This is a genomic window from Ancylobacter lacus (assembly GCF_018390635.1).
In the GTDB taxonomy this organism is placed as follows: domain Bacteria; phylum Pseudomonadota; class Alphaproteobacteria; order Rhizobiales; family Xanthobacteraceae; genus Ancylobacter; species Ancylobacter lacus.
In genome coordinates, this window is record NZ_JAHBGE010000063.1 from 78240 (window position 1) to 103253 (window position 25014).

21 protein-coding genes are annotated in these 25014 nt (G+C 70.1%); 20 read left to right on the plus strand and 1 reads right to left on the minus strand.

Translation table 11 applies throughout. The features are described 5' to 3' along the window. Positions 1-104 precede the first annotated feature (104 nt). The 5 genes from KHC27_RS15185 to KHC27_RS15205 all read left to right on the plus strand — a co-directional run bounded on the left by KHC27_RS15185 (position 105) and on the right by KHC27_RS15205 (position 6227). On the plus strand, positions 105-1604 hold the full coding sequence (locus KHC27_RS15185) for a multicopper oxidase family protein (RefSeq protein ID WP_246519966.1): 1500 nt from the start codon (positions 105-107) through the stop codon (positions 1602-1604). After that, complete coding sequence (locus tag KHC27_RS15190) at positions 1594-2979, plus strand: di-heme oxidoredictase family protein (RefSeq protein ID WP_343210921.1); 1386 nt, start codon at positions 1594-1596, stop codon at positions 2977-2979. Before KHC27_RS15185 ends, KHC27_RS15190 begins: the two co-directional genes overlap by 11 nt. A 15-nt stretch (positions 2980-2994) precedes the next feature. Beyond that, positions 2995-4110, plus strand: coding sequence for an imelysin family protein (locus KHC27_RS15195; RefSeq protein WP_213340230.1), 1116 nt, complete (start codon positions 2995-2997; stop codon positions 4108-4110). 11 nt (positions 4111-4121) lie between these two features. Beyond that, positions 4122-5270, plus strand: a complete 1149-nt coding sequence (locus KHC27_RS15200) for a DUF1513 domain-containing protein (protein WP_213340231.1) — start codon at positions 4122-4124, stop codon at positions 5268-5270. 180 nt (positions 5271-5450) lie between these two features. Further along, positions 5451-6227, plus strand: a complete 777-nt coding sequence (locus KHC27_RS15205) for an outer membrane protein (RefSeq protein WP_213340232.1) — start codon at positions 5451-5453, stop codon at positions 6225-6227. Between the two features lie 84 nt (positions 6228-6311). Here KHC27_RS15205 and KHC27_RS15210 read toward each other — a convergent pair whose 3' ends face one another. Further along, positions 6312-7274, minus strand: a complete 963-nt coding sequence (locus KHC27_RS15210) for an endonuclease/exonuclease/phosphatase family protein (protein WP_213340233.1) — start codon at positions 7272-7274, stop codon at positions 6312-6314. Positions 7275-7486: 212 nt separating this feature from the next. Between KHC27_RS15210 and KHC27_RS15215 the strand changes: the two genes are divergently transcribed. From KHC27_RS15215 to KHC27_RS15285, 15 genes are all read left to right on the plus strand, one after another. Continuing rightward, positions 7487-8632: an aminotransferase gene (locus tag KHC27_RS15215; RefSeq protein ID WP_213340234.1), complete on the plus strand. Its 1146-nt coding sequence runs from the start codon at positions 7487-7489 to the stop codon at positions 8630-8632. 254 nt (positions 8633-8886) lie between these two features. Further along, positions 8887-10191, plus strand: coding sequence for an urea ABC transporter substrate-binding protein (gene urtA, locus KHC27_RS15220; RefSeq protein ID WP_213340235.1), 1305 nt, complete (start codon positions 8887-8889; stop codon positions 10189-10191). Between the two features lie 144 nt (positions 10192-10335). Next, a complete protein-coding gene (urtB, locus tag KHC27_RS15225) occupies positions 10336-11949 on the plus strand; it encodes an urea ABC transporter permease subunit UrtB (RefSeq protein ID WP_213340236.1) in 1614 nt (537 codons plus the stop codon). Beyond that, the gene (gene urtC / locus KHC27_RS15230) at positions 11946-13109 is read left to right on the plus strand and encodes an urea ABC transporter permease subunit UrtC (RefSeq protein WP_213340237.1); all 1164 of its coding nucleotides are present in this window, start codon (positions 11946-11948) and stop codon (positions 13107-13109) included. Before urtB ends, urtC begins: the two co-directional genes overlap by 4 nt. A gap of 61 nt (positions 13110-13170) precedes the next feature. Beyond that, on the plus strand, positions 13171-13932 hold the full coding sequence (gene urtD, locus KHC27_RS15235) for an urea ABC transporter ATP-binding protein UrtD (protein WP_213340330.1): 762 nt from the start codon (positions 13171-13173) through the stop codon (positions 13930-13932). 4 nt (positions 13933-13936) lie between these two features. Next, complete coding sequence (urtE, locus tag KHC27_RS15240; protein WP_213340238.1) at positions 13937-14632, plus strand: urea ABC transporter ATP-binding subunit UrtE; 696 nt, start codon at positions 13937-13939, stop codon at positions 14630-14632. 70 nt (positions 14633-14702) lie between these two features. Beyond that, a complete protein-coding gene (locus tag KHC27_RS15245; RefSeq protein ID WP_343210922.1) occupies positions 14703-15479 on the plus strand; it encodes an urease accessory protein UreD in 777 nt (258 codons plus the stop codon). Positions 15480-15528: 49 nt separating this feature from the next. Beyond that, on the plus strand, positions 15529-16149 hold the full coding sequence (locus KHC27_RS15250) for an urease subunit gamma (protein ID WP_213340240.1): 621 nt from the start codon (positions 15529-15531) through the stop codon (positions 16147-16149). A 54-nt stretch (positions 16150-16203) separates the two neighbouring features. Further along, positions 16204-17916: an urease subunit alpha gene (gene ureC, locus KHC27_RS15255; RefSeq protein WP_213340241.1), complete on the plus strand. Its 1713-nt coding sequence runs from the start codon at positions 16204-16206 to the stop codon at positions 17914-17916. Positions 17917-17954: 38 nt separating this feature from the next. Beyond that, positions 17955-18818: an urease accessory protein UreE gene (locus tag KHC27_RS15260; RefSeq protein WP_213340242.1), complete on the plus strand. Its 864-nt coding sequence runs from the start codon at positions 17955-17957 to the stop codon at positions 18816-18818. Then, positions 18784-19542, plus strand: a complete 759-nt coding sequence (locus KHC27_RS15265; protein ID WP_213340243.1) for an urease accessory protein UreF — start codon at positions 18784-18786, stop codon at positions 19540-19542. The genes KHC27_RS15260 and KHC27_RS15265 overlap by 35 nt, the downstream gene beginning before the upstream one ends. Positions 19543-19555: 13 nt before the next feature. Continuing rightward, a complete protein-coding gene (ureG, locus tag KHC27_RS15270) occupies positions 19556-20200 on the plus strand; it encodes an urease accessory protein UreG (RefSeq protein WP_213340244.1) in 645 nt (214 codons plus the stop codon). A gap of 264 nt (positions 20201-20464) precedes the next feature. Then, positions 20465-22729, plus strand: coding sequence for a putative bifunctional diguanylate cyclase/phosphodiesterase (locus KHC27_RS15275; RefSeq protein WP_213340245.1), 2265 nt, complete (start codon positions 20465-20467; stop codon positions 22727-22729). A 227-nt stretch (positions 22730-22956) separates the two neighbouring features. Further along, positions 22957-23148, plus strand: a complete 192-nt coding sequence (gene hemP, locus KHC27_RS15280) for a hemin uptake protein HemP (protein WP_213340246.1) — start codon at positions 22957-22959, stop codon at positions 23146-23148. Between the two features lie 94 nt (positions 23149-23242). Further along, positions 23243-25012 (plus strand): ArnT family glycosyltransferase, encoded by a 1770-nt coding sequence (locus tag KHC27_RS15285; protein ID WP_213340247.1) that lies wholly within the window; start codon positions 23243-23245, stop codon positions 25010-25012. Positions 25013-25014: the final 2 nt, after the last annotated feature.

Consider the following 25014-nt stretch of genomic DNA (forward strand, 5'->3'; position numbering starts at 1 on the left):
CGACAGGCGGCGCGGCATGCCGCGCCGCAGGGCATCCCGAGGGGATGCCATAAACGAGCGCCTCGACGAATCCGCCCCGGCGCCGGATGCTCAGGAGTGGCGCGATGACCACGTCGCGTGCAGATCGACACCTCCCCATGCTCCCGCCGGACCGGCCTGCCGGGCTCTCCCGCCGGGCCCTGCTGGCGGGCGGGGCGCTGGGGGCGGCGAGCTACCTTCTTCCGACCTCACTCGGCAATGCGCGGGTGCCGGCCGCTCCCGCGGCGACGCAGGCGCTGACGCTGGCCGCCGGCGAGACGCAGATGAAGCTGCTCGGCCCCGACGGGCCGGCGAGCCGGGTCTGCGCCTATGATGGCACGCCGTTTCGCACCCTGCGCTTTCCCCGCGGCAGCGTGCTGGATGTCGGATTCCAGAACGGGCTCGACGAGGGCACCACGGTGCACTGGCACGGCATCCGCCTGCCGAATGCGTTCGATGGAGTGCCGACGCTGACGCAGCCGCTGGTGCAGCCGGGCGGCGCCTATGCCTACCGCGTGCCGCTGGAGGACCCCGGCACCTTCTTCTTCCATCCCCATTGCGACGAGACCGGGCAGGCCGGGCGCGGCCTTGCCGGGGTGCTGATCGTCGAGGACCCGCGCGACCCCGCCTTCGATGCCGAGCATGTGCTGTGCCTGAAGGACTGGCGGCTGGCGGAGAATGGCGGCTTCCTCCCCATGTCGGAGCCCGACGGCGCCTCCAAGGCCGGCACCTTCGGCGCGACGCGCCGCTGCAACGGCCAGCCGTCGCTGGCGCTGGAGGCGCCGGCTCATGGCGAGGTGCGCCTGCGCATCCTCAACCTCGATTCCACCCGGGTCATGGACATCGGCGTCGACCAGGGCGAGGCCGCGCTGATCGCGGTGGATGGCCACGCCCTGCCGCCCATTCCTCTCGACCGGCTGCCGGACGGCGTGTGGCGCATGGGCCCGGCCCAGCGCATCGACCTGCATGTGCGGATGCCGGCGGCGGGCGGGCAGGTGCGCCTCGCCGACTACCGCGCCGCCAAACTCTATGAATTCGCCACCCTCACCGCCACGCCGTCGGCCCGGCCGCTACGGCCGTTCCGCCCGCTGGCGCTGCCGGCGGCGCAGGTGCCGCGGGCCGACCTGAAGAAGGCGGAGCGGCTGACCTTCACGCTGCAGCAGGCGACCGATGCCGCGATCAGCGCTGCCGGCCTGCCGCCCGACGACCCGCTGGCCAAGGCCCTGCTCGACAGCCTGTGCGTCGGCTCGACCACTTATTGGGGCATCGACCAGCTCTCCTGGCCGACCGGCAGCCGCCGCGCCGTGCCCCCGCCGCTGGCGCGGATGCGGGCGGGCCGGTCCTACCGCGTCACCGTGAAGAACGGCACCCGCTACCCCCACCCGATCCATCTCCACGGCCATGTGTTCGAGGTCATCGGCTCCAGTTCCGGCCGGCTGCCGCGCCACCTCGCCGACACCGTGCTGGTGCAGCCGGACGAGGCGGCGGAGATCGCCTTCGTCGCCGCGCCGGGCGACTGGGTGTTCCACTGTCACATCCTGGAGCACATGGAGACCGGGATGATGGGGTATTTCCGTGTGCTCTGAACGGCCGCGCGGCCCGATGCCGGGCGGCCGCGCCGCCCGGCGGCCCGCGCCCGGCGGCAGCGGGTGGCGGCGCCGCCTGCTGCGGGGCGGCGGGCTTTGCCTTCTCGCGCTCCTCGCGGTCTCGCCGGTGCTGGCGGGAGATGCCGGCAGCCCGGCGGTGGCGCAGGAGGCCCGGCCGGATGCCGGGGACGCGGCGGATTCCGGGCTCGACCGGGCGATCGGCCGGGCGCTGTTCCGCCGCGCCTGGGTGCCGGCGCCGAGCTCCACACGGGCGAATGACGGGCTTGGGCCGCTGTTCGATGCCCGCTCCTGCGCCGCGTGCCATCCCGGCGCGGGGCCCGGAGCAACCGCGCTGACGCCGCAGGGCGTGCCGGACGGGCTCGGCCTGGTGCTCGCCCTGCTGCGCGCCGATGGCACGGGCGATCCCGCCTATGGCCACCGGCTGGAGACGATGACGCTGCCGGGCGTGCCGGCGGAGGGCGTGGTGCGGGTGAAGGTGCGGCCGGACGGGCGCCGGGTGCCGGAGATCGCCGAGCCGGGCTATGGTCCGCTCGACGCCGCCACCGGCCTGTCGCTGCGCGCCGCCCCCGATCTGCGCGGGCGCGGGCGGCTGGAGGAGGTGAGCGACGCCACGATCCTCGCCGGCGCCGACCCGGACGACCGCGACGGCGACGGGGTGCGCGGCCGGGTCCGCTGGCTGGAGACGCCGGAGGGCGGCTCGCGCGTCGGCCGCTTCGGCTGGAAGGCGGCCCATGCCACGCTGGAAGGGCAGGCCTCCGAGGCCTTCGCGCTCGATCTCGGGCTCTCCACCCCGCTGCGGCTGGAGCCCTGGGGCGACTGCACCGAGCGCCAGACCGCGTGCCGGCAGGCGCCCCACGGCCAGGACCGCGAGGGCGAGCCGGAAATCGGCGAGGCGATCGTCGCGCGGCTGGTGGACTATCTGCGTGGCCTGCCGGTGCCTTCGCCGCATGCCGGCGAGGAACCCGCGGGCGCGCGGAGCCGCAGCCGGCTCCCGGCGGGGGCAGCGCTGTTCGCCGCCACCGGCTGCGGCGCCTGCCACCGTCCGGCGCTGCCGACCCGGGGCGGGGGCGAGGCGCGGCTCTTCACCGACGTGCTGCTGCACGACATGGGGGAGGGGCTGGCCGACCCGGTGGGGCAGCCCGGCGCCGGCCCGCGCGACTGGCGCACCGCGCCCCTCGCCGGGCTCTCGCTGGCGCTGGCGCGCGGCGCCGGACTGCTGCATGACGGACGCGCCGGCTCGGTGGCGGAGGCGGTGCGCTGGCATGGCGGCGAGGCCGCCGGCGCCCGCGCCCGCTTCGACGCCCTGCCCGCGGCCGAGCGGGATCGCCTCGTCGCCTATGTCTCTTCCCTCTGACCGAGGATTTCTTCGATGTTCCGCCCCCTTCTCGCGCTCATCGTCGCGCTCGCCGGCCAGATCGGCCAGAGCCTGCCCGGCATGGCCTTTGTCGCCACCGTGCTGACGCAGGCCTTCAGCAGCCGGGCGCAGGCCGCCCCGGTGAAGGCGACCGAGGTGGTGGCGGACTGGCTGCTGCCGCGCTACGACGCCCTCGCCGCCGCCGCGGCGCGGCAGAAGGAGGCCTGGCGCGCCTTCTGCGCCGCCCCGGCGCCGGCGGGCGTCGCGGCGCTGAAGGAGAGCTTTGCCGCCACCTCCGACGCGTGGGCCGCGGTGGAGTTCGTCACCTTCGGCCCGGTGGTGCTGTCGCTGCGGGCCGACCGGTTCAACCTCTTTCCCGAGCGCCGCAACGCGGTGGCGCGCGGCCTCACCGAGCTCATCGCCGATCCCACGGCGGAACGGCTGGAGCCGCAGCGCTTCGCCCGGCTCAGCGCCGCCGTGCAGGGCCTGCCGGCGCTGGAGCGGCTGCTGTACGACGAGGGCGCCGAGGCGGCGCTGCTGGCCGGGCCGGAATCGGCGCGGCGCTGCGCCATCGGCGCCGCCATCGCCGGCAATCTCGACGAGATCGCCACCAGCATCCGCGCCGGCTGGGGCGACGGCACCCAGGGCCTGCTCGCCCAGCTCGCCGCCGGCAAGGCCGATCCGGTGTTCTTTCCCGATCCCGACGCGCTGCTGAGCCAGATGGTGACCGACCTCGCGGGGGCCTATCAGCGCGTGGTGGACCAGCGGCTGCTGGTGGTGATGGGCAAGAGCGCGGCCGAGGCCAAGCCCGCCCTTTCCGACCGCCGCCGCAGCGGCCGGGCCCGGGAGACCATCGTCGCCGTGACCGCGAGCGCCCAGGCGCTGGCGGTGCGCTTCGCCGCCGGGCTCGACGCCCGGGGCAAGGGCATCGTCGACCGCGACGCCGCGGCCGCCACGGCCGCCGTCTCGGCGCTGTCCGCCGATATCGGCGCCGCCGCTCAGGAGGCGAAGGGCCGCCGGCAGCTCGAGGCCGCCATTACCGCGCTGAAGACGGCGCAGAAGAGCATTGCCGAGCCGCTGGCTTCCGGCCTCGGCGTGCCGCTCGGCTTCAACGCGCTGGATGGCGACTGAGGAGAGGGCCGATGAGCCGCAACCCGACGACTGACCCCGCCTCTTCCCGCACCGACCGCCGTTCCCTGCTGGCCCGGCTGGGTGGGCTGGTGCTGGCGCCGCGGGTGCTGTTCGGCGCCGCCCATGCGCAGGACCATGCCCACGATCCCGCGCTCGAGGCCGAGTGGCTCGCCACCGCGGCGGTGGAAGGCGGCTTCGCGCCGGTGGTGCTGTCGGCCGGGCTCGATCCCGCGACGGTGGGGCGCGGCGCGCAGCGGCTGCACTGGGTGGAGCCGAGCCCGGACGGCCGCCATGCCGTCGCGGTCGCCCGCCGGCCGGGCACCGCCGCCGTGGTGTTCGACCGGGTGTCGGGCGCGGTGGTGGAAACCTTCGAGCCCGGGCCGGGCCGGGTGTTCTCCGGCCATGGCCGCTTCAGCGCCGATGGCCGCCGCTTCCTTGCCGTCGAGATCGACCGCGCCAGCGGGGAGGGCACGGTCTCGCTGCGCGATCCCGCCGACGGCTTCGCCTTGCGGGGGGAGTGGGCCTCCGCCGGCATCGGCCCGCACGACATGCTCGGCACCGGCGGGGTGCTGGTGGTCGCCAATGGCGGGCTGGAGCCCGGCACGCCGGAGGCGCTGGGCGCGGAGGAGGCGGGCTCCGGCATCGCCGTTCTCGACCGCGCCACCGGCGAGGCCCGGGCGGTCGGCCGGCTGGCGCCGGACCTCGCCTCGCTCTCGCTGCGCCACCTCGCCGTGGCGCCGGACGGCCTCGTGGTGGTCGCCGCGCAGGATGTGCTCGCCGACGGGGTGGCGCGCCCGCTGGTCCACGGCGTCGGGCTCGACGGCCGGCTCACCCCGTTCGAGGCGCCCGACGCGGAGTGGCGCGCCTTCCGCACCTATATCGGCTCCATCGCCTTCGATGTCTCGGGCGCCTATGTCGCCGCCGCCAGCCCGCGCGGCAACCGGGTGAGCGTCTGGCGCCGCGACGGCCGCTTCATCGGCGCGGTGACGCTGGTCGATGGCTGCGGGCTGGCGCCGACGCGGAAGGCCGGGGAGTTCCTCGCCACCAGCGGGCTGGGCGAGATGGTGCGGCTGGCGACCGATGGCGAATCCGTCGGCGTCGTGGGCCGTCGCGGTGGCGGCCCGCGTTTCGATAATCATGCCACATTGGTTCTTATGTAATACGAATTCAGTACTTTACGTCGTTACCCGTTAATGGTGAGGATGTACCGAAATATAACATATGTTAATTTATATGAGCGATTTCTAGACCCTTATGGATTTGCGCTGTTGCCGTTATACACTAGGAATAACGTTGCGGCATCGCTACTCCTTGTCATCCACTGGTCGGAGGGATGACATATGAAGAAGATTCTGCTCGCGAGCGCCGCCTTCGGGCTGCTGCTCCCGGTTGCTACCGCTTCGGCTGCCGACATGGCGTATCCGGTGAAGGCGGCGCCCGCCCCGGTCATCGTGCCGGTGTTCACCTGGACCGGCTTCTATCTCGGCGCCAATGCCGGCTATGGCGGCGGCGACTTCGATTATCCCTACAGCGCCTATGCCGGCCCGTTCGACGCGAGCGGCTCGATCGACACCAACGCCAGCGGCTTCCTCGGCGGTGGCCAGATCGGCTATAATTTCCAGCTCGACAACAACGTCGTCGTCGGCGTCGAGGCCGACATCATGTGGTCGGGTATTGACGGCGAGGTCTCCGGCAACACGTCGCTCTATGCGTTCGACGATTACGTCGGTTCGCTCGGCACGAAGGTCGGCTCGGAGGTCGAGTGGTTCGGCACGGTGCGGGCCCGCCTCGGCTATGCGTGGGACCAGCTCCTGGTCTACGGCACCGGCGGTCTCGCCTATGGCAGCGTCAAGTCGCACGCCAGCCTTTCGCTGCAGGACGACAGCGGCGCGCAGGTGTTCTCCGGCAGCCTGTCCAACGACGAGGTGGAATGGGGCTGGACCATCGGCGGCGGTCTCGAATACGCGCTCAATTCCAACTGGACCTTCAAGACCGAGTATCTCTACGTCGATCTCGGCAACCAGAACTACAGCTGGGCCGGGGATGGTGCCGGGCTCAGCACCGAGGTGGAAACCAAGTTCCACGTCGTGCGGGCTGGCCTGAACTACAAGTTCTGATCCGTTCGGCACCGAGCGTGCCGGTCATCGCCGTCAGCGGGGCCGCCCTTCGGGGCGGCCCTTTCGTATCGCGGCCGGACGGGCTCAGAACCGTACCGTGGCCATGGTGGCGCGGTGGTCGGACGGCCAGGGCGTCACCACGATGTCCGCCTCCGGCGCCTTCTCGCCGACGATGCCGGCCTTCAGCACCGTCATCCCGGCGCCGCGGCCATAGGTGAAGTCGATCCGGTCGTGGTGGTCGGCCGGGTCGGTGGGCTCGGTGGTGGTGGTCCAGGTCATGCCGGGCTTCTGCGCCGGATCGGGCCAGGCGACCCGGAACAGGTCGAGGAAGCCGCCTTCTTCCGCCATCCGCCGCGAGGTGGGCCAGGCCACCGCGAGCGGCTGGCGCCCGGCCTTCACCGCCGCCTCGGTCCAGTCGAGATGCGAAGGCTCGTTGAAGTCGCCGAACACGAACACCGCATCGGCGCCGTCCGCTTCCTTCAGGTCGTGCAGGAACAGGTCGACGCCCGCCCCGCGCGCCGCCTTCGCTGCCGCCACCGCCTCGTCGGCGGTCTTGAGGAAGGGCGCCGGCCCATACTCGATGCCGAGGAGCTGGTAGGGCTGGTAGGGGAAATCGGGCAGGTGAAGCGAATAGGCGAAGACCTTGCGGCCCTTGACGTCGAGCTGCACGCCGAGGTCGTTCTCCGTCGCCTTCACGATGGGGTAGCGGCTCAGGATCGCGCCGGCCCAGAGCGCGGGATTCCGCTTGTCCTGGTCGTAATAGTAATAGCCGAGCCTGCCGGCGATTTCCCTTGCGACGCTCGGGCCGGTCGGCACGCAATTGTCGGCGTCGCAGGGGTCCGGCTCCGGCCGCGTCTCGAGCACGCCGATGATGTCGGGGCCGACCGCCCGGATGGCGGCGACGGTTTCGTCCACCGGCTTGCCAGCATTGGCGCCGCCGCCCCAGATGTTGAAGCTCATCACCGTCAGCTCGGTCGGCTCGGCCGCCCGGCCCGCGCCGGGCAGCAGGGCCGCGGCGACCAGCGAGGCCATCAGGAGAGTTCTCATGTTCCGCTCCGTATGTGGAGCCGCCGGGGTAGGGCGGGGCGGTGACGCTGCCGTGACATGATACCGTCCTGCGCAGGGGATGTGCGCAAGGTGCTGCCGTCGCCGCGGCAACGCATGCGCGCCGGGCGGGGCCCCCGGGCGGCGCCGGCCCTTTCCTTTGCCGGCGGGGGCGTGGATAAGGCGGTGTCGTTCCCGCTCCGACGGACCCGCCGATGAACCCCGTCTTCGCCAGCCTGCCCACCACCGTGTTCGAGACCATGTCCGCGCTGGCGCGGACCCACGAGGCGGTCAATCTCGGACAGGGCTTTCCCGACGATCCCGGCCCGGAGGACGTGCGCGCCCGGGCGGCGGACGCCGTGCTGAACGGCTGGAACCAGTACCCGCCGATGATGGGCGTGCCGGAGCTGCGGCAGGCGGTGGCGGCGCATTATGCCCGCTGGCAGGGGCTCGATCTCGACCCGGCGGCGGAAGTGATGGTCACCTCCGGCGCGACCGAGGCGCTTGCCGGCGCGCTGCTGGCGCTGATCGCCCCGGGCGACGAGGTCGTGCTGTTCCAGCCGCTCTACGACGCCTATCTGCCGCTGGTGCTGCGGGCGGGCGGGGTGCCGCGGCTGGTGCGGCTCGCCCCGCCGCACTGGCGGCTGGACGAGGCGGCGCTTGCCGCCGCCTTCACCCCGCGCACCCGGGTGGTGCTGTTCAACAACCCGCACAACCCCACGGGCCGGGTGTTCGAGGACGACGAGCTGGAGCTGCTCGCCGGCTTCTGCCGCCGCAGCGGCGCGGTGCTGGTGAGCGACGAGGTGTGGGAGCATGTCGTGTTCGACGGCCGCCGCCACCGCTCGGTGCTGTCGTTGCCGGGAATGCGCGGGCAGGCGGTGAAGATCGGCTCCGCCGGCAAGATCTTCGGCATGACGGGCTGGAAGGTCGGCTTCGTCTGCGCCGCGCCGGAGCTGATGGCCGTGCTCGCCAAGGCGCACCAGTTCCTCACCTTCACGACTCCGCCGGCGCTTCAGCACGCGGTTGCCTACGGGCTCGCCAAGGAAGATCGGTGGTTCGAGGCGATGCGCGCCGGGCTGCAGCGCTCGCGCGACCGGCTGGTGTCCGGGCTCGGCGCTCTCGGCCTCCCGGTTCTGCCCTGCGCGGGGACCTATTTCGTCAATATCGACCTCGGCGGCGACCCGGGTGTCGATGATGAGGCCTTCTGCCGGCTGCTGGTGGAGCGCCACCGCGTCGCCGCCATCCCCGTCTCCGCCTTCTATGCGCAGGAGCCGGTGCGGCATGTGGTGCGGCTCTGCTTTGCCAAGACCGACGCGACGCTCGATCTCGCCCTCTCCCGGCTGGCAGGCTGGCGGAGGTAGCGGGGCGCCGGGCGCCGCACGCTGCTGGTGCAAAGGGGCGGTAGCGTCTCCCGCCGGTTTGTCTGTACGTGTGCAAAGCAGCGTCACATGCCTTCCGATTGGGCAGCCAGTGAGGCTTGTTCCGAGTTTCCAGTTGATTTGTATACGGCTTTTACCAGCCCGGGCCCTTGCCGGCAGCTTGGCACGCCTGTTGCAAAATCCCCGTCCAGCACGCGGACGGGGGTCCTGCGTGTCTACTCCAGAAGGGAACGAAAATGTTGAAGCTGTTCTCCCATGCGGGCCGCGTCGTCGGCCGCGTGGCCGCCGGTGCGGCTGCGCTGGCGATCGGTGCGTCCGTTTCGGCAAAGGCTGAGGATTCGATCAAGGTCGGCGTGCTCCACTCGCTCTCGGGCACGATGGCGATCAGCGAGACCACGCTGAAGGACACCGTGCTGTTCCTCGTGGACGAGCAGAACAAGAAGGGCGGCCTGCTGGGCAAGAAGCTCGAGGCGGTCGTTGTCGACCCCGCGTCCAACTGGCCGCTTTTCGCCGAAAAGGCGCGCGAGCTGATCACCAAGGACAAGGTCGTCGTGGTGTTCGGCTGCTGGACCTCGGTGTCGCGCAAGTCCGTGCTGCCGGTCTTCAAGGAGCTCAACTCGATCCTGTTCTACCCCGTCCAGTATGAGGGCGAGGAGAGCGAGCGCAACGTGTTCTACACCGGCGCCGCCCCGAACCAGCAGGCGATCCCGGCCGTCGACTACCTCATGTCGAAGGACGGCGGCGAGGTGAAGCGCTGGGTGCTCGCGGGCACCGACTACGTCTATCCCCGCACCACCAACAAGATCCTTGAGGCCTACCTTCTCTCGAAGGGCGTCGCCAAGGAAGACATCATGATCAACTACACGCCGTTCGGTCACTCCGACTGGCAGACCATCGTCGCCGACATCAAGAAGTTCGGCTCGGCCGGCAAGAAGACCGCCGTGGTCTCCACCATCAACGGCGACGCCAACGTTCCCTTCTACAAGGAGCTCGGCAACCAGGGCATCAAGGCGACCGACATCCCGGTCGTGGCGTTCTCGGTCGGCGAAGAAGAGCTCGCCGGCATCGACACCAAGCCGCTGGTCGGCCATCTCGCCGCCTGGAACTACTTCGAGTCGATCGACACCCCCGAGAACAAGAAGTTCATCGCGGAGTGGCAGGCCTACACCAAGAACCCCAAGCGCGTGACCAACGACCCGATGGAGGCCACCTATATCGGCTTCAACGCCTGGGTCGCGGCCGTCGAGAAGGTGAAGAGCACCGATCCCGACAAGGTCATCGACGCCCTGCCGGGCATCAAGGTTCCGAACCTCACCGGCGGCACCGCCGAGGTCCTGCCGAACCACCACATCACCAAGCCCGTCTTCATCGGCGAGATCGAGGACAACGGCCAGTTCGACGTGGTGTGGAAGAGCAACGGCCTCGTCCCCGGCGACGCGTGGTCGGACTACCTCGAGGGTTCCAAGGACCTCGAGGCCGACTGGGTGAAGCTGAAGTGCGGCAACTACAACACCGTCACCAAGAAGTGCGGCGGCTCCTGAGCCCGGCTTCCTGACAGCTCCTTCGGGGGGCGGGACGATCCGGCGGGGCGCGACCCCGCCGGCCCCGCCCTTCGGGGGCCGAGACGGCCGTGCGGGGGCTGAACCCCGCTCGGCCTTCTGCCGAGCCAAAACCGGGGATGCCTGATGCGCCTGTCTTCGCCCCTCGCCGTTCTCCTTCTCGGGCTGGCCCTGTTCGCGACGCTGGTGCCGCGTGCCGCCCACGCCGGTCCCTATGAGGACGCGCTGGCGAAATTCACCACGGAATCCTATGCCGACACCGCCGCCGCCCTCGGTCTCCTCGCGACCAGCGGCAATCCGCGCGCGGTCGAGGTGGTCGATGCGCTGGCCGATGGCCGGCTGCTGGTCGATCCCGCCGCGGGGAAGGTCTATATCCGGGGCGCCGACGGCAGCCTCGCCGATGCCGCCTCCGGCCAGCCCGCCGCGGGCGTCGACGCCGCGGCGCTGAAGGCGGTGCGCGCCAACAACCGCGTCCGCGGCGCCATCGCGGCGGCCAGCGGCGCGCTTTCGCTGTTCAATCCCGATCCGGCCAAGCGGCTCGCCGCGGCGCAGGCGGTGTTCAAGTCGCGCGACGCCACCGTTCTGCCGGCGCTCGACGCCGCGCTGGCCAAGGAGACGGTCCCGGCGGTCAAGCAGGCGCTGGCCACCGCCCGCGCCGCCATCGTCATCGGCTCCTCCGCCGCGCCGGAGGCCGAGCGCATCGCCGCGGTGGCGACCATCGCCGATGCCGGCGACCAGGACGCGCTCGCGGTGCTGCAGAACCTGCCGCCCGACGCCCCGGCCAGCGTCAAGACCGCCGCCGCTTCCGCCATCGCCGGCATCCAGCGCACCCTCGCGGTCTGGGGCGTGGCGCAGAATGTGTGGTACGGGCTCTCGCTCGGCTCGGTGCTGCTGCTCGCCGCCATCGGCCTTGCCATCACCTTCGGCGTGATGGGCGTCATCAACATGGCCCATGGCGAAATGGTGATGCTCGGCGCCTACACCACCTTCGTGGTGCAGGAACTCATCCGGGCCTACAACCCCGCGCTGTTCGACGCCTCGCTGCTGATCGCCATCCCGATCGCCTTCCTCTTCACCGGGCTGATCGGCGTCATCATCGAGCGCACCGTGATCCGCTTCCTCTACGGCCGCGCGCTCGAGACGCTGCTGGCGACCTGGGGCATCTCGCTCATCCTGCAGCAGGCGATCCGCACCATCTTCGGTCCGACCAACCGCGAGGTCGGCGCGCCGAGCTGGATGTCGGGCACGGTGGATGTCGGCCATCTCGCCGTCACCTATGGCCGCGCCTGGATCATCGTCTTCGCCATCCTGGTCTTCCTCGCCCTGCTGGCCGTGCTGCGGCTGACCCGCATCGGGCTGGAGATGCGGGCGGTGACGCAGAACCGGCGCATGGCCGCCTCGATGGGCATCCGCACCAACTGGGTCGACGCCATGACCTTCGGCCTCGGCTCCGGCATCGCCGGCATCGCCGGGGTGGCGCTCAGCCAGATCGACAACGTCTCGCCCAATCTCGGCCAGAGCTACATCATCGACAGCTTCCTCGTCGTGGTGTTCGGCGGGGTGGGCAATCTCTGGGGCACGCTGGTCGGCGCCATGTCGCTCGGCATCGCCAACAAGCTGCTCGAACCCTATGCCGGCGCGGTGCTCGGCAAGATCGCGCTGCTGGTGATCGTGATCCTCTTCATCCAGAAGCGACCGCGCGGCCTGTTCGCGCTCAAGGGCAGGGCGATCGAAGCATGAGCCAGACCGACACCCGCAAGCCCGCCCTGCTCGGCACGGGCGGCCTGGTCTTCCTCGCCATCGTCATCGGCCTCGCCGTGCTGGTGCCGGCGCTGAACCTTCTGCTTCCGGCGGGCTCCGCGCTGCATGTGCCGACCTATCTGGTCTCGCTGCTGGGCAAATATCTCTGCTACGCCCTGCTGGCGCTCTCGGTGGATCTGATCTGGGGCTATGTCGGCATTCTCTCGCTGGGGCAGGGCGCCTTCTTCGCGCTCGGCGGCTACGCGATGGGCATGTATCTGATGCGCCAGATCGGCACCCGCGGCGTCTATGGCGACCCGGTGCTGCCGGACTTCATGGTGTTCCTGAACTGGAAGGAACTGCCCTGGTTCTGGTACGGCTTCGACTGGTTCCCCTTCGCCGCCGCCATGGTGCTGCTGGCGCCGGGCCTGCTGGCGCTGGTGTTCGGCTGGTTCGCCTTCCGCTCCCGCGTGACCGGCGTCTACCTCTCGATCATCACCCAGGCGATGACCTTCGCCCTGCTGCTGGCGTTCTTCCGCAACGACATGGGCTTCGGCGGCAATAACGGCCTCACCGACTTCAAGGACATCCTCGGCTTCAACATCCAGGCCGACGGCACCCGGGCCGCGCTGTTCGCGCTTACCGCGCTGGCGCTGGCGGGCGGCTATGTGCTGTGCCGCTATCTCGTGCGCTCGCATTTCGGCAAGGTGCTCATCGCCATCCGCGACGCGGAAACCCGGGTGCGCTTCACCGGCTACCGGGTGGAGAACTACAAGCTCGCCGCCTTCGTGGTCTCGGCCTGCCTCGCGGGCATCGCCGGGGCGCTCTATGTGCCGCAGGTCGGCATCATCAACCCCAGCGAGTTCTCTCCGGCCAACTCGATCGAGATCATCGTCTGGGTGGCGGTGGGCGGACGCGGCACGCTGGCCGGCGCGGCGCTCGGCGCGGTGTTGGTGAACTATGCCAAGACCTATTTCACCTCCGGCATGCTGGCGCCCTACTGGCTGTTCATGCTGGGCGGGCTGTTCGTGGCGGTGACGCTGTTCCTGCCCAAGGGCATTCTCGGCACCTTCCTGGAATGGCGCGCGCGCCGCAGCGCCGGCAGCCCGGAGCCGGACGCGCCGCCCGCGCCCGGCATCACGGCGAAGCCGGCGGAGTGAGGGGAAAACGATGACCGATACCGCCGCCTTTCCCGTCGAGGCCGCCGAGCCGCCCAAGGCCATGACGGAGAAGAACCTCACCGAGGCGCTGCTCTATCTCGACGGCGTGACCGTCACCTTCGACGGCTTCCGGGCCCTCAACGCTCTCTCCTTCACCGTCGACGCCGGCGAGATGCGGGCCATCATCGGCCCCAACGGCGCCGGCAAGACCACGATGATGGACGTCATCACCGGCAAGACCCGGCCGGACAAGGGCGACGTCTTCTTCAACGGCGGCACCACCGACCTCACCAAGCTGGACGAGACCGAAATCGCCACGCTCGGCATCGGCCGCAAGTTCCAGAAGCCGACGGTGTTCGAGAGCCACACGGTGATAGACAATCTCCGCCTGGCGCTGAAGGGCCAGCGCGGCGCGCTCGCCAACATCTTCAAGCGTGAGACGGCGCAGGAGCGGGTCAAGATCGACGAGATCTTCGAGACCATCCGGCTCGGCGAGCATGCCCATCGCCTCGCCGGCGCGCTCTCCCACGGCCAGAAGCAGTGGCTGGAGATCGGCATGCTGCTGGCGCAGGACCCCAAGCTCCTGCTGGTCGACGAGCCGGTGGCCGGCATGACCGACGCCGAGACCGCGCAGACCGCGGAACTGCTGCGCGAGATCAACGCCAATGGCCATTCGGTCGTGGTGGTGGAGCACGACATGACCTTCGTGCGCGACCTTGGCGTGCGCGTGCTATGCCTGCATGAGGGCTCGGTGCTCGCCGAGGGCACGCTCGACCAGGTCAGCGCCAATGAGCGCGTCATCGAAGTCTATCTGGGGCGCTGAGCGGATGCTGGAAGTTCGGGACATCAACCTCTTCTACGGCGCGGCGCAGGCGCTGCGCGGCGTCTCGCTCACCGCCGAGCCGGGCAAGGTCACCTGCGTGCTCGGCCGCAACGGCGTCGGCAAGACCAGCCTGATGCGCGCCATCGTCGGCCGGCAGTCGGTTTCGAAGGGCAGCATCCTGTTCAATGGTGAAGACATCACCGCCATGGCGCCGGCCGAGCGCGCCCGCCGTGGCATCGCCTTCGTGCCGCAGGGCCGCGAGATCTTCCCGCTGCTGACCGTGGCGGAGAACCTCGAAACCGGCTTTGCCCCGCTGAAGCGGGCCGACCGCTCGATTCCTGACGACGTGTTCTCGCTGTTCCCGGTGCTGGACAGCATGATGCGCCGGCGTGGCGGCGACCTCTCCGGCGGCCAGCAGCAGCAGCTCGCCATCGGCCGGGCGCTGGTGATGCGGCCCAAGGTGCTGGTGCTGGACGAGCCGACCGAGGGCATCCAGCCCTCCATCATCAAGGATATCGGCAACGCCATCCGCTACTTGCGCAGCAAGGGCGACATCGCCATCGTGCTGGTCGAACAGTATTTCGACTTCGCCCGCGAGCTCGCCGACCAGTTCATCGTGATGGAGCGCGGGGCGGTGGTGATGTCGGGCGATGGCGCCGCGCTCGAGGATCCGGATGTCCGCAACCGCATTGCCGTCTGAGGACGCCGCGCCCACGCGCATCCCGCAGGCGCAGCGCGCTCACAGCCGCCTTTCGCTCGAAGCCCGTGCCGTGGGCGGGCGCACCGTCACCGGGGCGGTGGCGGAGGCCGGCCACGCCCGGGTGCGATTCCCCCGTTCGGGCCGGCGGACCGGCGCGCTGGAAGCGGTTCTGCTGAACACCGGCGGGGGCATCGCCGGCGGCGACACCATGGCCCACGCCGTCACCGCGCGGACCGGCGCCCGGCTGGTCGTCACCTCGCAGGCGGCGGAAAAGGTATATCGTTCCGATGGTTCGGATGCCGAGCTGCATGTCCGGCTCACGGTCGAATCCGGCGCTCGGCTGGACTGGATGCCGCAGCCAACCATCCTGTTCGATGCGGCGCGGGTGGTGCGCTCCATCTCGGCCGAGCTGGCGCCGGATGCGCGGCTGCTGATCGTCGAGCAGGTGATTCTCGGCCGCACCGCCCGGGGCGAGACGTTCGAACGCGGCCGGCTGCAGGACCAGTGGCGGGTGCGCCGCGGCGGCCGGCTGGTCTATGCCGACGGGCTCGATCTCGGCAGCGAGGTGGGACGGACGCTGCGGCGGCCGGCGGTGGCCGCCGGCTGGCCCGCCTTCGCCACGGTGCTGCTGGTGGCGCCCGATGCCGAGGCCCGGTTGCCGGCCGTCCGCGAGGCTCTCGGCCTGCCCGATGCGCTGCCTGCCGATCTGGAGGCCGGCGCCAGCGCCTGGGACGGCATGCTGTCGGTGCGCCTGCTCGCCCGCCACGGCGCGGCGCTGGAGGGGGCGATCCGCCGGCTGATGGGCGAATTGGGGCTCGCCGAGACGCCGCGCATCTGGCATTCCTGACAGTCAATCCGTTTTCCAGCCCAATCGCTCCCCGTTTCGGAGAAACCCGATGAATCTCAGCCCGCGCGAGAAGGACAAGCTCCTCGTCTCCATGGCCGCCATGGTGGCGCGCCGCCGCCTCGAGCGGGGCGTGAAGCTGAACCATCCCGAGGCGGTGGCGCTCATCACCGACGTGGTGGTGGAGGGCGCCCGCGACGGCAAGACCGTGGCCGAGCTGATGAGCCTTGGCGCCGAGGTCCTCACGCCCGAGCAGGTGATGCCCGGCGTGGCCGAGATGATCTACGAAATCCAGGTCGAGGCGACCTTTCCCGACGGCACCAAGCTGGTGACGGTGCACGAGCCGATCCGCGCCGCCGGTCTGCACGTCGTGCCCGGCGAGGTGCTGATGGAGGAGGGCGAGATCACCCTGCTGGCCGACCGCGACCTCCTCTCGCTCGTCGTGGCCAACACCGGCGATCGCCCGATCCAGGTCGGCAGCCACTACCATTTCGCCGAAACCAACCCGGCGCTCCATTTCGACCGCGAGGCGGCCCGCGGCATGCGGCTCGCCATTCCCTCCGGCACCGCCGTGCGGTTCGAGCCCGGCCAGACCCGGGAGGTCACGCTGGTGGCCTTCGCCGGCCGGCGCGAGGTCTATGGTTTCCGCCAGGAGGTGATGGGCAAGCTCTGAGCGCGTCGCGCCGCTGCCCGCATCCTCCCCATCCTGCTTCGATCGGATTGCGCCATGTCCATCAAGATTTCGCGTGCCGCCTATAACGAGATGTTCGGCCCGACCGTGGGCGACCGGGTCCGGCTCGCCGACACCGCCCTCATCATCGAGGTGGAGAAGGACCTCACCGTCTATGGCGAGGAGGTGAAGTTCGGCGGCGGCAAGACCATCCGCGACGGGATGGGCCAGTCTCAGGCGACGCGCGCGGAAGGCTCGGTCGATACCGTCATCACCAACGCGCTGATCCTCGACCACTGGGGCATCGTGAAGGCCGACATCGGTTTGCGCGACGGCCGGATCCACGCCATCGGCAAGGCCGGCAACCCCGACATCCAGCCGGGGGTGGACATCGTCATCGGCCCGGGCACGGAGGTCATCGCCGGCGAAGGCAAGATCGTGACCGCCGGCGGCTTCGACAGCCACATCCACTTCATCTGCCCGCAGCAGATCGAGCATGCGCTGATGTCCGGCGTCACCACCATGCTCGGCGGCGGCACCGGGCCGGCGGCCGGCACCAACGCCACCACCTGCACGCCCGGCGCCTGGCACATCGAGATGATGCTGCGCGCCTTCGACAGCTTCCCGGTGAACCTCGCCCTCTCCGGCAAGGGCAACGCCGCCAGGCCCGCCGCGCTGGTGGAGATGATCGAGGCAGGCGCCTGCGCGCTGAAGCTTCACGAAGACTGGGGCACGACCCCGGCCACCATCGACAACTGTCTCTCCGTCGCCGACGCCTACGACGTGCAGGTGATGATCCACACCGACACGCTGAACGAGAGCGGCTTCGTCGAGGACACCATCGCCGCCATGAAGGGGCGCACCATCCACGCCTTCCACACCGAGGGCGCGGGCGGCGGCCATGCCCCGGACATCATGAAGGTCGCCGGCCTGCCCAATGTGCTGCCGTCCTCCACCAACCCGACCCGTCCCTTCACCATCAACACGCTCGACGAACATCTCGACATGCTGATGGTCTGCCACCACCTCGACCCGCTGATCGCGGAGGACCTCGCCTTCGCCGAAAGCCGCATCCGCAAGGAGACCATCGCGGCGGAAGACATCCTCCACGACATCGGCGCGATCTCGATGATGTCGTCGGACAGCCAGGCCATGGGCCGTCTGGGCGAGGTGGTCACCCGCACCTGGCAGACCGCTCACAAGATGAAGCTGCAGCGCGGCCTGCTGCCGGGCGATTGCGAGCGTAACGACAATGCCCGCGCCAAGCGCTATGTCGCGAAATACACCATCAACCCGGCCATCGCCCACGGCGTCTCCCGCCATATCGGCTCGGTGGAGCCGGGCAAGCTCGCCGACCTCGTGGTGTGGTCGCCGGCCTTCTTCGGCACCAAGCCCGACATGGTGATCAAGGGCGGCGCCATCGTCGCGGCCAAGATGGGCGACCCCAACGCCTCCATCCCGACGCCGGAGCCGGTGCATTACCGGCCGATGTGGGGCGCCTATGGCAAGGCCCGCACCGCGACCTGCCTCACCTTCGTCTCGCAGGCGGCGGTGGAGCGGGGCGTCGGCGCGCGGCTCGGGCTGGAGAAGCAGCTCGTGGCGGTGGAGAATGTGCGCGGCGGCATCGGCAAGGCCTCGATGATCCACAATGACGCCACGCCGACCATCGAAATTGACCCGGAGACCTACGAGGTGCGCGCCGACGGCGAACTCCTCACCTGCGCTCCGGCGACCGAACTGCCCATGGCGCAGCGCTACTTCCTGTTCTAATCCTTGGCCGCCGGAAAGACCGGCGCAGGAGAGACGCCATGATCCACGCCCGCACGCTGCTGCCCGCCGGCACCTGGGACCTCGCTACCGCGGCCGATCGCGTGGTGCTGCCCCATGATGGCCGCCACCGCCGCCGTATCGCGATGCGCGGAGAGGGGGATGTCGCCTTCCTGCTCGACCTGCCCGAGGCGGTGCGGCTGAAGGACGGCGACGGCATCCGGCTTGACGACGGCCGGGTCGTCGCCGTGGTGGCGGCCGAGGAGCCGGTGGCCGAGATCGTGGCGCGGGATGCCCATCATCTCGCCCGCCTGGCCTGGCATCTCGGCAACCGTCACGTCGCCGCGCAGCTTCTGGCCGATCGCGTCCGCATCGCCCGAGACCCGGTGCTGGAGGAGATGGCGCGCGGTCTCGGCGCCGGCGTCGCCCTCGTCGAGGCGCCGTTCGAGCCGGAAGGCGGCGCCTACGAGGCCGCCGCCGCTCACGGCCACGATCACGGGCACGAGCATGCGCATGGCCACGACCACGCACATGGCGAGGCGTGCGGCTGTGGCCATGACCACCATCACGACCATGACCACGACCACGATCATCATCACCACCATGAGCATGAGCACGCGCATGAGCATGAGCACGCCCATGCGCATCAGGGCCACCACCACGGCCATGCGCACGCTGCTCCGGTGCGCGACGTGATGGCGGTAGGCGGGCACGGGCACGACCACCACGCGCACGATCATCACGATCATGGGCCGGACTGCGGCTGCGGTCATGACCACAGCCATGGCGAGCACCATCACGTCCATATCGGCGCCGACGACCACGGTCATGACCACGGCCACGCTCACGAGCATGGCCACGGACACGAGCATGGCCATCGGGGCGCCGGTTCCCGGCATGGGTGACAGCACGGTGCTGAGCGAGGGGGGCACCTGCCTCGAGCCGGCCGGCGCGGCGGCGCATCTCGTCCCGCTGCTGGTCTGGCTGTCGCCGGCCTATCCGGTCGGCGCCTTCGCTTATTCCCATGGCCTCGAATGGGCGGTGGAGACGGGCGACATACGCGATCTCGCCAGCCTCGAGGGGTGGGTCGGCGACCTGCTGGAGCAGGGTGGACCCTTCACCGACGCGGTGTTCCTCGCTCATGCCTGGCGCGCGGTGGCGGCGCGGGACAATGCCGCGTTGCGCGAGGTCGCCGAGCTGGCGGCCGCCTTCGCGCCCTCTCGCGAGCGGCAGATGGAGACGCTGAACCAGGGCGACGCCTTCCTCGCCGCAACCCGCGTCGCCTGGCCGGCGCCCGATCTCGACCTCATCGCCGAGGCCTGGGAGGGCCGGGCCGCCTATCCCGTAGCGGTGGGCGTGAGTGCGGCGGCCCATGGCGTGCCGCTCGGCGTCACGCTCGGCGCCTTCCTCACCGCGGTGGCGGCAAACCTCGTCTCCGCCGCGGTGCGGCTGGTGCCGCTCGGCCAGACCGACGGCAACCGCGCGCTGGCGGCGCTGTCGCGCCGGGTCCACGCCATCGCCGAGCGGGCGGCGGCCCGGCCTCTGGCTGCGGCCGGCGGCGCCGCGCTGCGCTCGGATATCGCCGCCATGCGCCACGAAACCCAGTACACCCGACTGTTCCGAAGCTGAGCGGAGACGCGACATGAGCGAAAGCACCGGCCCGCTGCGCGTGGGCATCGGCGGCCCGGTAGGGTCCGGCAAGACCGCCCTGATGGAGGCGCTCTGCCGCGTCTTCCGCGACCGCTACGACCTCTGCGCCATCACCAACGACATCTACACCAAGGAAGACGCGGAAATCCTCACCCGCGCCGGCGCGTTGCCGGCCGAGCGGATCATGGGGGTCGAGACCGGCGGCTGTCCCCACACCGCCATCCGCGAGGATGCCTCCGCCAATCTTGCGGCCATCGCCGAGATGCGGGCGGCGTTTCCGGGCCTCGACCTCATCCTCATTGAGTCCGGCGGCGACAACCTCGCCGCCACATTCTCCCCGGAGCTGGCGGACATCACCATCTACGTCATCGACGTTTCCGCCGGCGAGAAGATCCCCCGCAAGGGTGGGCCCGGCATCACCCGCTCCGACCTGCTGGTCATCAACAAGATCGACCTCGCGCCCTATGTCGGCGCCTCGCTGGAGGTGATGGACCGGGACGCACGGCGGATGCGGGGACGCCGGCCCTTCGTGTTCGCCAATGTGCGGGAAGGGCAGGGGGTGGCCGATGTCGCCCGCTTCATCGAGACGGCCGGCGGGTTGGCGGCCACCTCGGCGCCGGTGTCGGCGGCCTCCTGACGGGCGCCGCGTGGCGCCCTGCCTGCGCCAGCCGTGAAGGCGGCGTTTTCGAACCGGCAAGGCCGGCGTTGCGGGAAGGCGGCGCCGGCCTGCCACCGCGTTGCATCGCGAGCGTTCACCTTCTTGAAATGGAGGTGACTCTGAGGGCTTCACCTCACGGCGGGGCCGGCCATATAGTCAGCATCAGGCCGATAATACCTTCGCCAACGATGTCCGCCTGTCGCAGTCCTGCGACACGCCGGGGACGCCGGGAGCTGTCTTTAGATGCCCTTTCCCGTGCCGGAGCAGGAGCTGGAGCGACTTGCAAGCCTCCACGCCCTGGGCATTCTGGACGGCGAGCCGGTCGCCGACCTGGAGGGGGTGTGCCGGCTGGCGCGCGACCTGCTCAAGGTTCAGTCCGTTTGTGTCGGGCTGGTGGACCGCGACCAGCAGATCATCAAGGCGCGTGCCGGTACCGAGCTGATCGGCACATCGCGCGAGCACTCCTTCAGCACCTGGACCATTCTGTCCGACGAACTCCTCGTGGTGCCGGACGCGCGGGAGGATGAGCGTTTCGCCCGGAACATCTATGTCGTGGGCGCACCGCATATCCGTTTCTATGCCGGCGCGCCGATCGGCGTGCGGGCTGGGCTGAATGTCGGCTCGCTGTGCATTTTCGACCCGGAGCCGCGCCAGATCACGCCGGAGGAGGAGAGCCTCATCCGCCAGCTCGCCCGCATCCTGTCGGACCAGCTTCGCTTGCACGAGGCGACGGCCCGCACCAGGCTGGAGCTGATGCACCGTCGCACGAGCCAGGGGCTGCTGGAAGTGCAGAGCCGCGAGCTGTGGCGACGGCAGAACCTGCTGGCCCAGACCGAGCGGCTCGCGCGGGTCGGCGGCTGGGAGATGGATCTGTCGACCGACCGCATCACCTGGTCCGACGGGGTCTATCGCATCTACGGGCTCGCTCCCGGCACACCGCTGACCCACGAGCTGGTGCTGTCGCACTTCCCCAAGGATGCACGTCTGCAGCTCGAGGAAAGGCTGCAGGTCGCGACCGAGACGGGTGCGGCGTTCGAGATGGCGTTGCCCTTCATCACTGTCCGCGGCGAAAACCGCATCGTCCGCGTGGCCTGCAATGTCGAGGCCGAGCGTGGCGAGCACAAACGCTTTTTCGGTATCCTGCAGGACATAACGGAGCAGCGGGAGTTCGAGCGCCGCATGTGGCACATCGCCAATCACGACGCGCTCACCGACCTGCCCAACCGCGGCCTGCTGCGGGAACGGCTCGACTATGCCCTGCGCCGCGCCCGCCGTGCGGCCTCGCATGTGTGCCTGATGTTGATCGACCTCGACAATTTCAAGGACGTGAACGACACGCTCGGTCACGATGCCGGCGACGCGCTGCTGATCGAAGCCGCCCGGCGCCTGTCGGCCAGTGTCGGGGCCACCGATGCCGTCGCCCGGCTCGGCGGTGACGAGTTCGTCGTGCTGCTGGACGGGGTGAAGGATGCCGCGGCGGCCATGGCGGTGGCCGAGCGCATCCTGGGCGAACTGCGGCGGCCCTTCACCTTCCGCCGCACGCTGCTGAACTGCCGCGGCAGCATGGGGCTTGCCCTTGCCCCCGACCATGGCTCCGACCCCTCCGAGCTGCTGCGCAATGCCGACATTGCGCTCTACCGCGCCAAGGCCCGGGGGCGCGATGTCGTGGTGGGCTATGATGCGGCGATGCGGGAGGCGACGGAAAACCGTATCCAGCTTGCCGGCTGCGTGCGGGCCGCGCTCGAGAACGGCGAGTTCGTTCCTTATTACCAGCCGGAGGTTTCGCTCGAAACCGGCGAGATCATCGGCTTCGAGGCGCTGCTGCGCTGGCGCCACCCCCGCAAGGGCCTGCTCGGCCCTTCCCATTTCGGCCAGGCCTTCGAGGACACCGATCTCGCCATCGCCCTCGGCGAACGGGTGCTGGCGCTGGCGCTCTGCGACATACGGGACTGGCTGACGGATGGCCTCGCATTCGGCCGCATCTCGATCAATGTCAGCTCAGCCGAGTTCAGCCGCGGCGAGTATGGCGCCCGCGTGCTGGCGGCGCTGGCGGCGGCCGAGGTTTCCCCGGACCGGCTGATGCTGGAGGTGACGGAAAGCGTGTTCCTCGGCCAGGGCATCGAGCGGGTGCGCTCCAGCCTGCAGATGCTGCACGCGGCGGGGGTGCTGATCGCGCTGGACGATTTCGGCACCGGCTATGCTTCTCTCACCCATCTGAAGCAGTTCCCCGTCGACATCATCAAGATCGACCGCTCCTTCGTGAGCGACCTCGAGCGCGATGCCGACGACGCCGCCATCGTCCGCGCGGTCATCAATCTTGGTCACAGTCTCGGCATCCGCACCGTTGCCGAGGGGGTGGAGACGTCGAGCCAGGCCGCCTATCTCCGCCAGCACGGCTGCGACATCGCCCAGGGCTATCTCTATGCCCGTGCGCTCCCGGCGGCGCGAGTGCCGTGGCTGCTGCAAACCCTGACGCCGGAAGAAACCCGCCTTCTGTCGGCCGGATAGCCTCATCCCCAGCGCAAGCCATCGAAAATCGCGTCGGGCTCTCCTTCACCTCGCGGTTGCGCAGCTTTTCGGCCCGCAGGCGCGGCGAAACGGCTGGGGCGGGCTTGCCCGCGTCGCCTGTCGGCCGTATCAATATTCGTGGCTCTCCAGCCAGTCTGGAGGTGCTCCAAATTAGAAGAAGCCGAGATATCTAAGTTTTATTTTATTCTTATGTGGATCATCGAGAGATGACGGACTCGCCGCGATCGAATGATATGGCGGATGCCCGGCCCGGATCCCGGCGCGTTGTCCCGGTCGTCGACCAGATCATCGACAGCCGTGAGCTTTTTATTGCGACCAAGGAAATCGTCATTGCGCACCGTGGCGAAAGCTACCGGCTGCGGCTCACCTCGCAGAACAAGCTGATCCTGACGAAATAGCCGCCGCCGCCGTGGTGGACGGCCGCGCGCCCTGCTCTTCCGGGGCGACGCGTTTCTGTTATGGTCCCGCCCGACGAAGGGCGTGGACGACGCTATGGTGCAGATGGATCAGGGGCTCGGTCGCCCGCGGGGCATTGGCGTGGATGCCTATGGCCGCGGGGTGGCTGGCTGGATCGCGGCGCTGTTCACTGCCGGCGCCGCATCGAACCGGCGCGCCGTAGTGCTGCTGCTGGCGCTGTGCGCCGTCGCATTCCTGCCCGGCTTCTTCTCCCTGCCCCCCATGGACCGCGACGAGGCGCGCTTCGCGCAGATCTCCAAGCAGATGGTGGAGACCGGCCAGCTCACCCTGGTGCGGATCGGCGCCGAGCCGAATCGCACCCTGCCACTGGCGCTGCACTGGGCGCAGGTCGGCATTCTGACCGTTGCCGACCGGCTGGGCGTCGATGACGCCGTGCACACCATCTGGCTTTACCGCCTTCCCTCGCTGATCGGCGCGGTGGCGGCGGTGCTGCTGGTGTTCTGGGCCGCGCTCGGCTTCGTCGGCCGGCCCGCGGCGCTGCTGGCCGCCATTTTCCTCGGTGCGTCGGTTGCTCTCGACCTCGGCGCCCGGCTGGCGATCCCGGAGGCGATCTTCCTCGCCAGCATCGTCGCCATGATGGGGGCGCTGGGACGAATCTATCTCGCCGCCGGGCGGGCGACCAGCGAGCCGGGAGCGGCGATGCCGCCGGCCGATCTGGGGCTTGCGGCCATCTTCTGGGTCGCGCTGTCGGTGGGTCTCGTCACCAAGGGCCTGCTGGCGCCGCTCTACCCGGCGCTGGCCATCGCTTCCCTGCTCGTCGTGGACCGTTCGGGCGCCTTCCTGCGGGCGCTGGCGCCGCTGCGCGGCCTGCTGCTGGTCGCCGTGGTCGGGGCGGCCTGGGCCTATGCACGCCATCTCTCGACCGAGGCCGCGGCCGAAACGGCGGAGGCCATCGTCGGACGGGTGGCGCCGTCCACGCGGGGCTTCTTCGGGCCGCCCGGCGCCTACCTCCTGATGTTCTGGGGGCTGTTCTGGCCGGCGGCGCCGCTCGCCGCCCTCGCGGCGCCGATCGTCTGGAAGGCCCGCCGGCTGCGCGCGGTGCGCTACCTCCTCGCCTGGGTGCTGCCGGTCTGGGTTCTGTTCGAACTGGTGCCGGCCAAGCTCGCAACCCATATCGTGCCGACCTTTCCCGCCATCGCCATCCTCGTCGCGCTGTCGATGGAGCGGGGGGCGATGGCCATCGCCAATACCCGGCTGGTGCGGCTGCTGTGGCTGTGGCCGGTGGTGGGGGCGATCATCGCCGTCGGCGTCCTGCTCGGCATGGCGGTGTTCGACCGCAGCACCAGCGTGCTGGCATGGCCGCTTCTGCTCACCGGCTTCTTCTTCCTCGTCACCGCCGCGGCCTATGCCCGGGATTACGGGCTCGACCGCGCGGCACTGCTCGGCGTCGCCGGCATGCTGGTGTCCGGCTTCGGCGTCATGCAGCTCATCCTCCCGCGGATGGACAGCGTGTGGATCTCGCCCCAGCTCGCCGCTCTGGCTGCGGCGGAGAACTGCGACGGGCGCCCCGCCGACATCGCGGCGGCCGGCTACAACGAGCCGAGCCTCATGTTCCTGCTGGAGCGGCCGGTGCGCTATATGGACGGTGGCGCAGCGGCCGATTTCCTCGCGGACACGGGCTGTCACGCCGCCTTTGTGGAGCGCCACGAGGAACGCCGCTTCGCGCGCCGCGCCGAAGCGCTGGGCCTGCGCATCGAGCGGGGCGAGGAGGTGCGGGGTTTCAATTTCAACACCGGCCGCCGGGTGCGGCTCTCGCTGTTCCGCAACGCCGACCGTCGTCAGTAGTC